Genomic DNA, 11,764 nt, shown 5'->3' on the forward strand with positions numbered 1-11,764 from the left:
GCGGGCCTTAAATTATGGGGTAAAGCCCATGCACAGCAATGACTAGGATAAGTTGAGCTTATGTATGAAGCGTTGGGTGGCCTCTCTCTCGATTTGCTGCGCGCCTTTGAGGCGGCGGCGCGTCATCGCAGTTTCACCGCGGCCGCGATGGAGCTGGGTACCACCCAACCGGCGGTCAGCCAGCAAATCAAACGCCTTGAAGAGCAACTGGCGATCCGCCTGTTTGATCGCATTTACCGCGGCATCGAACTGACCGACGCTGGCGCCCTGCTGTTCGAGCATGTGCAAGGCGGCCTGCAGAACATCAACCAGGGCCTCGGCGCCATCACTCAACAAAGCCAGCATGAAGTGCTGCAAGTCGCCACCGACTTTGCCTTCGCCGCCTATTGGCTGATGCCACGCCTGCATCGCTTTCACCAGGCCAACCCGCAGGTGGATGTCAGCCTGGTCACCAGTGAGCGCAACCACGCCACGCTGCGCAGCGATATTGATGTGGCGGTGCTGTTTGGCGATGGCCGTTTCAAGCAGGGCGAAAGCCTGTGGTTGTTCAATGAGGAAGTGTTCCCGGTGTGCAGCCCGCAGTGGCTCAAGGAGCAGGTCGCGCCCCTGACGGTGCAGACCTTGCAAGACTGCCCGTTGCTGCACCTGCGCCAGGAAAACAACAGCCAGTGGTTCGACTGGAATGGCGTGTTCCGTGAATTGGGTATCACGGCTGCGCCGACCCCTGGGCAATTGCGCTTTGACAACTACACCTTGCTGATCCAGGCCGCGATTGCCGGCCAGGGCGTCGCCATCGGCTGGCGCCACCTGGTGGATAACCTGCTGGAGCAGAATTGGCTGTGCCGGCCGATCAGCCACACGGTGACGTCGCGCTTGGGCTATTACGTGGTGCAGCCCCAGCGCAAACGCCGTGGGCAGTTGGTGGACCGCTTTGTCGAGTGGCTGGTGGCGGAACAGGCCAACAGTGCGCAGTCGTTGACCGGGCTGGCCCTGCCGTCGATTGCGGTCTAGGATCGGCGCACAGTGGAACCGGAGTCTGTCATGCAACGTATCAAGGGCTACCACGCCCATATCTACTTCGACGCCAGCACGATTGAGCAGGCGCGCGCGCTCTGTGAAGACGCCGCCAAGTTGTTCCCGCTGCGCATGGGCCGCGTGCACGAGCGGCCCGTGGGCCCGCACCCGGATTGGAGTTGCCAGTTGGCGTTCGAGCCGGAATATATCGGCGTGGTGTTGCCGTGGCTGGCGCTGCATCGCAATGGTCTGGTGGTGTTCCTGCACCCTGAAACCGGTGATGACCTCAAGGACCACACCGATTACGCCATCTGGATGGGTGCGATGCGCGAACTGGACCTGTCTATTTTTTAGCCTTTCCTACCCGATAATCCCGCGTCTTTCCCTAAGTAAAAACAGGATGAGTTGTAGGATTTATCTTGTCTTGTCTCATTATATGGGATTGATATTTATATATTGAGATATTCCGCGCCCTAGGTTTATATTCGCCCATCTGCTTTTATCAGCACCCACTCATTTCAGGTGAAGCGATGCAGGCGCAATTGATCGCGCTCGATTGGGGGACCAGCTCCCTTCGTGCTTACAAACTCGGCCCCGCGGGGGTTGTGCTGGAACAGCGCTCGCTGGCTACGGGCATCATGCATTTGCCCACAGCGTCCCGGGAAATAGCCGGTGTGCTGTGCACCGATGGCTTTGAACTGGCGTTCGATAGCGCCTGTGGCGATTGGCTTGATGCCCAGCCCGAGCTGCCGGTGATCGCTTGCGGCATGGTCGGCAGCGCACAGGGTTGGAGCGAGGCGGCCTATCGCAGCACGCCCGTGGATGTCGCCAGTCTCGGCCAGGCATTGCATGGCATACGCAGCCTGCGTGGGGTGCAGGTGCATATCGTGCCGGGGGTGATCGAGCAAGTGGGTCTGCCCAATGTCATGCGTGGCGAAGAAACCCAAGTGCTCGGCGTACTGCAAGGGCTAGGGCCCCAGGTGTTGATCGGCCTGCCCGGCAGCCATTCCAAGTGGGTCGAGGTGGTGGAAGGCCGCATTACCCATTTCGATACCTTCATGACTGGCGAAGTGTTTGCGGTGTTGAGCAAGCACAGCATTCTGGGGCGTACCCAACAAGCAAGCGAGCAGTTCCAGGCCGAGGCGTTTGATCGAGGCGTGCGCGTGGCGCTGTCCAACGATGGTCAGCGTGGCGTACTTTCGACCCTGTTCAGTGCCCGTACCCTTGGGCTGACCGCGCAGCTGGCGCCCGACCAGCAACCCGATTACCTGTCTGGCCTGCTCATCGGCCATGAGCTCGCCGGCTTGCCAGATTCGGCCAAACATCAGCCGATCATCCTGGTCGGCGCTGCTGCACTTTGCGCCCGCTATCAACGCGCCCTCGCCCTTTGCGGATTTGCCCACGTCAGCCTGGCGCAAGAAGCCACCGAGCGTGGCCTGTGGCAACTGGCGCAAGCCGCCGGGCTCATTCGACCTGTACTGGAGGCCTGACATGCTCAAGCAAGCACTCGCACAAAACGGTTTGATCGCCATCCTGCGCGGCCTACGCCCCGACGAAGCCCAGGCGGTCGGCCAAGTGCTGTACGACGCGGGGTTTCGCGTGATCGAAGTGCCGCTCAACTCGCCAGACCCTTACACCAGCATCCGCATCCTGCGCGACAGCTTGCCCGCCGATTGCCTGATCGGTGCCGGCACGGTGTTGACGCCTGAGCAGGTCGAACAGGTCAAGGCCGCCGGAGGCCAGGTGATCGTCATGCCCCACAGCGATGCCAAGGTGCTGCGTGCCGCTAAAGCGGCGGGCCTGTACTTGTCGCCTGGGGTAGCCACGCCTACGGAGGCCTTTGCCGCACTGGCCGAAGGCGCCGATGTGTTGAAGCTGTTCCCGGCCGAGCAGATGGGCCCTTCAGTGATCAAGGCATGGCTGGCGGTATTGCCGGCGGGCACATTGCTGCTGCCGGTGGGCGGCATCACCCCGGACAACATGCAGGTGTTTACCGACGCCGGCGCCAAGGGCTTCGGATTGGGTTCCGGGCTGTTCAAGCCGGGCATGACAGTGGATCAGGTTGCGAGCCGTGCCCAGGCTTATGTCGCCGCCTGGAAAGCCCTCGGCTGAGAGCATATTCCGCGCCCACAGGCGCTGCATCTATAAGAGAGACAAGAGATGAAAATCACCAAACTGACGACCTTTATCGTTCCGCCGCGCTGGTGCTTCCTCAAGGTCGAAACCGACCAGGGTGTGACCGGCTGGGGCGAGCCGGTGGTCGAGGGCCGCGCTCACACGGTGGCCGCCGCCGTGGAAGAACTGTCCGACTACCTGATCGGCAAAGACCCACGCAATATCGAAGATATCTGGACCGTGCTCTATCGCGGCGGCTTCTACCGAGGCGGCGCGGTGCACATGAGCGCCCTCGCCGGTATCGACCAAGCGTTGTGGGACATCAAGGGCAAAGCCCTCGGTGTGTCGGTCAGCGATCTGCTGGGCGGCCAGGTGCGTGACAAGATTCGCGTGTACTCATGGATCGGCGGTGACCGCCCCGCCGACACCGCCCGTGCTGCCAAAGAGGCCGTAGCGCGTGGCTTCACGGCGGTAAAAATGAACGGCACCGAAGAATTGCAGTTCGTCGACAGCTTCGAAAAAGTCGACCTGGCCCTGGCTAACGTCGCTGCCGTGCGCGATGCGGTCGGCCCTAACGTGGGTATCGGCGTCGACTTCCATGGCCGCGTGCACAAGCCGATGGCCAAGGTGCTGATGAAAGAGCTCGACCCATACAAACTGATGTTCATTGAAGAGCCGGTGCTGAGCGAAAACTACGAAGCACTGAAAGAACTGGCGCCGCTGACCAGTACGCCGATCGCCCTGGGCGAGCGCCTGTTCTCGCGCTGGGATTTCAAGCGGGTGCTCAGCGAAGGCTACGTCGACATCATTCAGCCGGACGCCTCCCACGCCGGTGGGATTACCGAAACCCGCAAGATCGCCAACATGGCCGAAGCCTACGACGTGGCCTTGGCCCTGCACTGCCCACTGGGCCCGATTGCCTTGGCGGCATGCCTGCAATTGGATGCGGTTTGCTACAACGCGTTTATCCAGGAGCAGAGCCTGGGTATTCACTACAACGAAAGCAATGATCTGCTCGACTACGTGCGAGACCCGGGCGTATTCGACTATGACCAGGGCTTTGTGAAGATCCCCAACGGCCCAGGTCTGGGCATTGAGATCAACGAGGAGTATGTGGTTGAGCGCGCGGCCATCGGCCATCGCTGGCGCAATCCGATCTGGCGCCATGCCGATGGCAGCTTTGCCGAGTGGTGATTTCCACTTGATTGAAACGCGCTAAAAATGTGGGAGCTGGCTTGCCTGCGATGGCGGTGGGCCAGTCACCGCAGCGGTGCCATTCATGCCGCCATCGCAGGCAAGCCAGCTCCCACATTGAGCGCGTTCCTTCCTCAACAAATATAAAAAGAGGCACCCCCATGCACCCTGAATCCCTCACCGGGCAGGCTTCTTTAGTCACGCCTAGCAGAAAGCGCTTTTTCATCATGGTGCTGCTGTTCATCACCGTGGTCATCAACTACCTCGACCGTAGCAACCTGTCGATTGCCGCGCCCGCGCTGACCAGCGAGCTGGGGATCGACCCGGTGCAAGTCGGGCTGATTTTCTCTGCCTTCGGCTGGACGTACGCGGCCATGCAAATCCCGGGTGGCTGGCTGGTAGATCGGGTGCCGCCGCGCATTCTCTACACGGCCGCCCTGCTGCTGTGGTCGATTGCCACCGTGATGCTAGGTTTCGCCGCCAGCTTTATCGCGCTGTTCGTGCTGCGCATGGCCGTGGGCGCGTTGGAGGCGCCGGCCTATCCCATCAACAGCCGTGTGGTCACCACCTGGTTTCCCGAGCGCGAGCGTGCCACGGCTATCGGCGTCTATACCTCCGGGCAATTCGTCGGCCTGGCGTTCCTCACTCCGGTACTGGCGTGGCTGCAGCACCAGTACGGCTGGCACATGGTGTTTGTGGTGACCGGGGGCGTCGGCATCCTGTGGGCCGCGATCTGGTACGCGGTGTACCGCGAGCCCAAGGATTTCAAAGGCGTCAACGAAGCCGAAGTCCAACTGATCCGCGACGGTGGCGGGCTGGTGGACATGCAGGCTAAAACCGTCAAGGCACCCTTCAGTTGGACCGACCTCGGCATCGTGCTGAGCAAGCGCAAGCTGTGGGGCATCTACCTGGGCCAGTTTTGCCTGAACTCCACGCTGTGGTTCTTCCTGACCTGGTTCCCGACGTACCTGGTGAAATATCGCGGCATGGACTTTATCCAGTCTGGCTTGCTGGCCTCCTTGCCGTTCCTGGCCGCGTTTGTGGGCGTGCTGTGTTCGGGGGTGTTTTCCGATTGGCTGATTCGGCGTGGGGCGTCAGTGGGCTTTGCGCGCAAGTTGCCGATCATCAGCGGGCTGCTGATTTCCACGGCGATCATCGGGGCCAACTACGTGGAATCGACGGGGTGGGTCATCGCGTTTCTGGCGGTGGCGTTTTTCGGCAATGGCCTGGCGTCGATCACCTGGTCGTTGGTGTCGACCTTGGCGCCTGCCCGTCTGCTGGGGCTGACCGGCGGGGTGTTCAACTTCATTGGCAACCTGGCGGCGATTGCCACACCTATCGTGATTGGTTTTCTGGCCAGTGGCTCATCGTTTGCGCCGGCCATCACCTATATCGCGGTCTTGGCGTTGCTCGGTGCGCTTTCCTACATATTGCTGGTCGGCAAAGTCGAGCGGATCGAGCTGTAAAAAGGGCGACCTTCGGGTCGCCTTTTTTTGTTCTACGGCACCGACATCTCGTTGCGAAATATATTGTGCGGGTCCCAGCGCTGCTTGGTACGGCGCAAGCGGCTTTCGATCATCAGATCGGGAAAGAAGATTTTGTACCACTGGGGGTTTTTGCCGTTGGCCGGGTTACCCCCTTTGTAAGTCATGTCGAGGTCGGGGTAATTGATGTAGCAGCCTTCGAACGCATCGTTGAGCGGCACGCCTTGAGCGTCGGCAAACGCGTTGAAGTACAGCCCCCGGATCCAGTCAGCATGGACTTGGTCCGCAGCGGCGCTGTCGCCGTGCCAGTAACATTGGGGTTGCCACTTGAGGAAGGACGACCGCTGGGCGGCCGACGACTCCTTGCGTACGGGCGCACTGGCGGCGTTGATCTGGCCGCCGAAGGACTGGATCTGGATCAGGCTTTGTGTCAGGTGGTTGTCTGGGTCTGGCCAGGTCAAGGCCCGCCAGATGGCCTCTAATACGTGAGGGCTGAATTCACCTTTCTGATAGGCCGATTTGTAGCGCCCACGCTGATTGTCTCCCGAACCATTCAATGTTTGCTGGCACGCCAGCCAATCCAGGCGCCGCGCCGCAGCCTGGGCGGATGACACTGAGTCGATGGGGCGCCCGCCGGCTGTGCCAGGCGGCAAATGGACCACATGAAACGGCACCAGCGACTCGGTGGCAGGTAAGCCGATGGCCGTGAGCATCTTGTCGACAAAATCATCGAAGGGCGCAAGGTCGTTCAGCTCACCCTCCTTGTCCACATAATGGATGCCCAGGGTGATATTGCCTGTGTGCTCGTGGCGCATTTCCAGTTTGGTCGCCAGGCCCCAGGTGTCCGGGTTGTTCTGATGGCTGGCAAACCATAGCTGGTAAGCCACCAGCAGATTGTTCAGTGCATCCTGGGTCAGTACTGACCAATCCCATTCCAACACCAGCCACAGTACTTCTTTGGGGGCCGGTGGCAGGTCTTCGAAGTAATAGCTGGTGATAATGCCGAATTGCCCACCCCCCGCACCGCAGCACGCGGCGAACAGGTCCAATTCGTCCTGTTGCGTGCTGTCCCGGCTGACATGGCGCGGTTCGAGCCCTTTGCCTTGGCTGTCAGGCACCAGGATATCGACCCCGCTGAGCCAGTCACACACCAGTCCATACTTGCGCGACAGCAGCCCGTAGCCGCCACCACAAATGTGCCCGCCCAGGCCCACTGAGTAACATGACCCGCCGGGCAGGGTCTTGTTGGCTTGCTTGTACAACGCGCTATAGCTGTCCCAGACCTGGCTGCCGGCCTCGAGGCGAAAGCGGTAGCGAAAGGGCTGCGTGGGATTCAGCTCGGAACCGATCTGGCCGCTGGCATCGTAGACCACTCGGTTCAGCGCGCTGATATCCAGGATCGATAGCACCTCATGCGGGCTGTCGGGCATCTTGTTGGCGACAAACCCTTCGTAGCAATGACCGCCGCTGCGTACGGTGATGCGCCCATTGGGCAGGGCCAATGCCTGGGCGGCGGCGTCCATGATGTCTTGCGGGCTGCGGCACAGGTAAATCAGATTGGCGCCCTTGTTCGACGACTGGCCCTGCACGTTTCCCAAGGGCCAGCGCAGGTTGAAGCCTTTTTGTAGGGCTGAGTGACGACGGTCTGAAACCGTGACGAGATCAAATGCCATGATGTACTCCTTAAAGAGACAAGAATGACTTCTGATGCGGCTAACTTAACGACCGAGGGGCAAGGACTGCAGGACTTGCGAAGGTGGTTAGACGGCAAAGGGCACGAAGTGCGATAAAAAAGGAGGTGGGCGACATGCCCACCTCCTTTGAAGCCTAGCGTATGAGCTGCGGTCGTTGTGCAGTTTACTTGCGTGCGTTGCGAACACCTTCCGACAGCGCCGCGCACAGGGTCAGTACGCCATCAATGGCTTGCTGGTCGTTCTTGGCCGTGGCGATGTGATCGATCAGCGCCGAACCCACTACCACCCCGTCTGCCAGGCGTGCGATGGCCGCTGCCTGGTCCGGTGTGCGGATACCAAAGCCGATGCTGATCGGCAGGTCGGTATGACGGCGCAGGCGGGTCACGGCTTCTTCGACGTGTTCCAGAGTGGCGGCGCCCGCCCCGGTAACACCGGCGACCGACACGTAATACACAAACCCGGAGCTGCCATTGAGCACAGTAGGCAGGCGCACATCATCGGTGGTCGGCGTGGTCAGGCGGATAAAGTCGATGCCTGCGGCCTGGGCCGGGTCGCACAGCTCGCCGTTGTGCTCGGGGGGCATGTCCACCACGATCAGGCCGTCGACGCCAGCTGCCTTGGCATCGGCAATGAACTGCGACACGCCATATTTATGGATCGGGTTGAAATAGCCCATCAACACCAGCGGCGTGTCGTTGTTGTCCTGGCGGAACTCGCGAACCATCTGCAGGGTTTTCAACAGGTTCTGTTTGGCGGCCAGCGCGCGGATATTGGCCAGTTGAATGGCCGGGCCGTCGGCCATCGGGTCGGTGAAGGGCATGCCCAGTTCGATCACGTCGGCGCCAGCGGCCGGCAAGCCCTTGAGGATCGCCAGCGAGGTGTCATAGCCGGGGTCGCCAGCGGTGACGAAGGTCACCAGGGCGGCGCGGTTTTGTTCTTTAAGTTGCGCAAAGCGCGTTTGCAGGCGGCTCATCAGTGTTTCTCCTGCTTGGACTGTTCCATATGGTGCATCACGGTCTGCATGTCTTTGTCGCCACGGCCCGAGAGATTGACCACCATCAGATGATCCTTGGGCAAGTTTGGCGCGCGCTTGAATACTTCAGCCAGGGCGTGGGCGCTTTCCAGGGCAGGAATGATCCCTTCCAGGCGGCAGCATTTGTGGAAGGCTTCCAGGGCTTCGTCGTCCGTTACCGAGGTGTATTGGACGCGGCCAATGTCATGCAACCAGGCGTGTTCCGGGCCGATGCCGGGGTAGTCCAGGCCTGCGGAAATCGAGTGGGCGTCGATGATCTGGCCGTCGTCGTCCTGCAGCAGGAAGGTGCGATTGCCGTGCAGCACGCCCGGGACGCCGCCGTTGAGGCTGGCGGCGTGCTTGCCGGTTTCGATGCCATGGCCTGCGGCTTCAACGCCGATGATCTCGACGCTGGTGTCATCCAGGAACGGGTGGAACAGGCCCATGGCGTTGGAACCGCCGCCGATGCACGCCACCAGGCTGTCCGGCAGGCGGCCTTCCTGGGCTTGCAGCTGGGTGCGGGTTTCCTTGCCGATCACGGCCTGGAAGTCGCGCACCATCGCCGGGTATGGGTGTGGGCCGGCCACGGTGCCGATCAGGTAGAAGGTGCTGTCGACGTTGGTGACCCAGTCGCGCAGGGCTTCGTTCATGGCGTCTTTGAGGGTGCCGGTGCCGGCGACCACGGGGATGACCTCGGCGCCCAGCAGCTTCATGCGAAACACGTTGGCCTGCTGGCGCTCGATGTCGGTGGTGCCCATGTAGATCACGCATTGCAGGCCAAAGCGCGCCGCCACAGTTGCGGTGGCCACGCCGTGCATGCCGGCGCCGGTCTCGGCGATGATGCGTTTCTTGCCCATGCGCCGGGCCAGCAGGATCTGGCCGATGCAGTTGTTGATCTTGTGCGCGCCGGTGTGGTTGAGCTCTTCGCGCTTGAGGTAGATCTTGGCGCCGCCGCAGAACTCGGTGAGGCGTTCGGCAAAGTACAGCGGGCTTGGGCGTCCGACATAATCGCGCTGAAAGTAGGCCAATTCTTCGTTAAACGCCGGATCTACCTTCGCCGCTTCGTATTCACGGGCCAAGTCGAGAATCAACGGCATCAGGGTTTCAGCGACGTAGCGGCCGCCGAACGCACCGAACAGGCCGTTGGCGTCGGGGCCGTTGCGTAGATCGGTCTGGGACTGAGTCATGGGACGCTCCAGGAAAAATGTGTTTAAAGGCAATGACGGTCACTCTACTCGTGACGCCCTGGCCTGAAAACCGATAAGATCGCCGTAACCTGTCAGGAAAACTCACAGATGAGTCGTAATCTCCCGCCCCTTAATGCCCTGCGCGCTTTTGAAGCCACTGCTCGCCTTAACAGCGTCAGCCAGGCTGCGCAGCTATTGCACGTGACCCACGGTGCTGTCAGCCGGCAGTTGAAAGTACTGGAGGAGCATTTGGGCGTGAGCCTGTTCGTCAAGGATGGACGCGGCCTTAAACTCACAGATGCTGGCGTCAGGCTACGAGATGCCAGCAGCGAGGCTTTTGAGCGGTTGCGCGACGTGTGCGCTGAACTCACCCAACGCGGCGCTGATGCGCCCTTCGTTCTTGGCTGTTCAGGCAGCTTGCTGGCGCGTTGGTTTATCCCTCGGCTGGGGCGGTTGAATGCCGACTTGCCGGATTTACGCCTGCACCTGTCGGCGGGCGAAGGCGATCTGGACCCGCGCCGTCCGGGGCTGGATGCCCTGCTGGTATTCGCTGAGCCGCCTTGGCCGGCGGACATGCAAGTGTATGAATTGGCCAGCGAGCGTATCGGCCCGGTCTTGAGCCCCCGTTTCGCCGGTTTTGAACACCTGCGTCAGGCCCCAGCGTCGGAACTGCTGGAGCAACCCTTGCTTCACACCACGTCAAGGCCGCAAGCCTGGCCCAGTTGGGCACGGCAACACGGCATCGAACCCGGTGCGCTGAAGCTCGGCCAGGGGTTTGAGCATTTGTATTATTTACTGGAAGCGGCGGTTGCCGGCTTGGGAGTGGCAATTGCGCCAGAACCGCTGGTGGCAGAGGACCTGCGAGCGGGTCGCCTGGTGGCGCCGTGGGGGTTCAGTGAAACCCCGGCGCACCTGGCGTTGTGGCTACCCAAGCGCGCCGCAGACGGGCGCGCCGGGCAGTTGGCGCAATGGCTCAAGGCTGAGCTGTTGCGTCAACCGGTGTAACCGGTCAATCAGTCACCGCGCTTGCACAGCAGGTAAGCCGCCAGCAGGCCCAGCGCGCCCACGGCGACGCCAGCGGTCGTCCATGGGTGCTCTTGTGCGTAGTCACGGGTGGCAGCGCTGGTTTCGCGGATTTTGACTTTGCTTTCTTCGTAGGCGTCGCTGATCAGATGGCGAGAGTGCTTGAGCGCGTTCTCGGCATTGCTCTTCAAGGCCTTCAGCGTTTTGCGCGACTCATCGGACGCGTCGTCCTTGAGGCTCTCCAGAGATTTGAGCAGGCTCGAAATCTCGGCTTCCATGCTTTCCAGCGACGCTTTGCGTAAAGAAGTGTTGGCCATGTGGACATCTCCTGAAGTGATTGAGTGGCGTGTGTAGATACCGACTGCGCCGGTTTCAGAAAGTGCAGTAATTCTGAACTTTCGCCTCCCAACGGTCGCCTGAAGCAGTACGCACATTCGCTGCTAGTCTTGATTGACGACCTAAAGGAGAAACGCCATGAGTGATCATCACACGTACAAGAAAGTCGAACTGGTAGGCTCTTCCACCACCAGCATCGAAGACGCGATCAACAATGCCCTGGCCGAAGCCAACAAGAGCATCAAGCATCTGGAATGGTTTGAGGTGACCGAAACCCGTGGTCACATCAAGGATGGCAAGGCTGCACACTTCCAGGTCACGCTCAAAGTGGGATTCCGCATTGCCAGTAGTTGATCGGCAGAGTTGAACTTTGCCCGCTGGCCGATTGCCATAACCTGCGCTACAAACAACGGGTGCCGACGCGATGAGCGTCGGCACGCTCTTTTTGATCAGCGCAAGGAAAGTAACGGATGAAGAAGTTTCTGTTAGCGGTAGGGTTGTTGAGCATTGCGGGTACCGCTATGGCGGCGGGCAAGCCTTGTGAAGAGCTGAAAAGCGAAATCGCAGCGAAAATCGACGCCAAGGGTGCTTCGGGGTATTCGCTGGAAGTGGTGGACAAAGGTGCTACGCCAAGTGACCACACAGTAGTTGGCACCTGCGAAGGTGGCACCAAGGAAATTGCCTACAAGCGCGGCTAACCTCGTG

At 60.7% G+C, this 11,764-nt stretch carries 13 protein-coding genes; 9 read left to right on the forward strand and 4 right to left on the reverse strand.

Annotation, left to right across the window (positions count from 1 at the left end; translation table 11 throughout):
* The first annotated feature begins 60 nt into the window (after positions 1 to 60).
* The 6 genes from MHH62_RS24770 (at position 61) to MHH62_RS24795 (ending at position 5,789) form a co-directional block, all read left to right on the forward strand.
* Positions 61 to 1,011, forward strand: coding sequence for a LysR family transcriptional regulator (locus tag MHH62_RS24770; RefSeq protein ID WP_339232077.1), 951 nt, complete (start codon positions 61 to 63; stop codon positions 1,009 to 1,011).
* A 30-nt stretch (positions 1,012 to 1,041) separates the two neighbouring features.
* Positions 1,042 to 1,368, forward strand: a complete 327-nt coding sequence (locus MHH62_RS24775) for a DOPA 4,5-dioxygenase family protein (RefSeq protein WP_339232078.1) — start codon at positions 1,042 to 1,044, stop codon at positions 1,366 to 1,368.
* A gap of 176 nt (positions 1,369 to 1,544) precedes the next feature.
* Positions 1,545 to 2,504, forward strand: a complete 960-nt coding sequence (locus MHH62_RS24780; RefSeq protein ID WP_038448344.1) for a 2-dehydro-3-deoxygalactonokinase — start codon at positions 1,545 to 1,547, stop codon at positions 2,502 to 2,504.
* Position 2,505: 1 nt separating this feature from the next.
* On the forward strand, positions 2,506 to 3,126 hold the full coding sequence (locus MHH62_RS24785; RefSeq protein WP_014716302.1) for a 2-dehydro-3-deoxy-6-phosphogalactonate aldolase: 621 nt from the start codon (positions 2,506 to 2,508) through the stop codon (positions 3,124 to 3,126).
* Between the two features lie 48 nt (positions 3,127 to 3,174).
* Positions 3,175 to 4,323, forward strand: a complete 1,149-nt coding sequence (gene dgoD / locus MHH62_RS24790; protein WP_003187297.1) for a galactonate dehydratase — start codon at positions 3,175 to 3,177, stop codon at positions 4,321 to 4,323.
* Positions 4,324 to 4,484: 161 nt separating this feature from the next.
* Positions 4,485 to 5,789, forward strand: a complete 1,305-nt coding sequence (locus tag MHH62_RS24795) for an MFS transporter (RefSeq protein ID WP_038448346.1) — start codon at positions 4,485 to 4,487, stop codon at positions 5,787 to 5,789.
* 32 nt (positions 5,790 to 5,821) lie between these two features.
* Here the strand turns inward: MHH62_RS24795 and MHH62_RS24800 are convergent, their stop codons facing one another.
* The 3 genes from MHH62_RS24800 to trpB all read right to left on the reverse strand — a co-directional run bounded on the left by MHH62_RS24800 (position 5,822) and on the right by trpB (position 9,700).
* Positions 5,822 to 7,480 (reverse strand): BBE domain-containing protein, encoded by a 1,659-nt coding sequence (locus MHH62_RS24800; protein WP_339232080.1) that lies wholly within the window; start codon positions 7,478 to 7,480, stop codon positions 5,822 to 5,824.
* Positions 7,481 to 7,664: 184 nt separating this feature from the next.
* Positions 7,665 to 8,474 (reverse strand): tryptophan synthase subunit alpha, encoded by an 810-nt coding sequence (trpA, locus tag MHH62_RS24805; RefSeq protein WP_014716305.1) that lies wholly within the window; start codon positions 8,472 to 8,474, stop codon positions 7,665 to 7,667.
* A complete protein-coding gene (gene trpB / locus MHH62_RS24810) occupies positions 8,474 to 9,700 on the reverse strand; it encodes a tryptophan synthase subunit beta (RefSeq protein ID WP_014716306.1) in 1,227 nt (408 codons plus the stop codon). Before trpB ends, trpA begins: the two co-directional genes overlap by 1 nt.
* 108 nt (positions 9,701 to 9,808) lie before the next feature.
* On the opposite strand from trpB, the gene MHH62_RS24815 reads away from it, so the two are divergent.
* The gene (locus MHH62_RS24815; RefSeq protein WP_014716307.1) at positions 9,809 to 10,705 is read left to right on the forward strand and encodes a LysR family transcriptional regulator; all 897 of its coding nucleotides are present in this window, start codon (positions 9,809 to 9,811) and stop codon (positions 10,703 to 10,705) included.
* A gap of 8 nt (positions 10,706 to 10,713) precedes the next feature.
* Here MHH62_RS24815 and MHH62_RS24820 read toward each other — a convergent pair whose 3' ends face one another.
* Positions 10,714 to 11,040 carry a DUF883 family protein gene (locus tag MHH62_RS24820; protein ID WP_003187304.1) on the reverse strand — a complete coding sequence of 109 codons (327 nt, stop codon included), beginning with the start codon at positions 11,038 to 11,040 and terminating at the stop codon, positions 10,714 to 10,716.
* Between the two features lie 157 nt (positions 11,041 to 11,197).
* On the opposite strand from MHH62_RS24820, the gene MHH62_RS24825 reads away from it, so the two are divergent.
* Both MHH62_RS24825 and MHH62_RS24830 read left to right on the forward strand, forming a co-directional pair.
* Positions 11,198 to 11,413 (forward strand): dodecin, encoded by a 216-nt coding sequence (locus tag MHH62_RS24825; RefSeq protein ID WP_005783406.1) that lies wholly within the window; start codon positions 11,198 to 11,200, stop codon positions 11,411 to 11,413.
* Positions 11,414 to 11,529: 116 nt separating this feature from the next.
* Positions 11,530 to 11,757: a DUF1161 domain-containing protein gene (locus tag MHH62_RS24830; RefSeq protein ID WP_014716308.1), complete on the forward strand. Its 228-nt coding sequence runs from the start codon at positions 11,530 to 11,532 to the stop codon at positions 11,755 to 11,757.
* Positions 11,758 to 11,764: the final 7 nt, after the last annotated feature.

The organism is Pseudomonas sp. FSL L8-0168 (genome assembly GCF_037976155.1).
Lineage (GTDB): Bacteria > Pseudomonadota > Gammaproteobacteria > Pseudomonadales > Pseudomonadaceae > Aquipseudomonas > Aquipseudomonas paracarnis.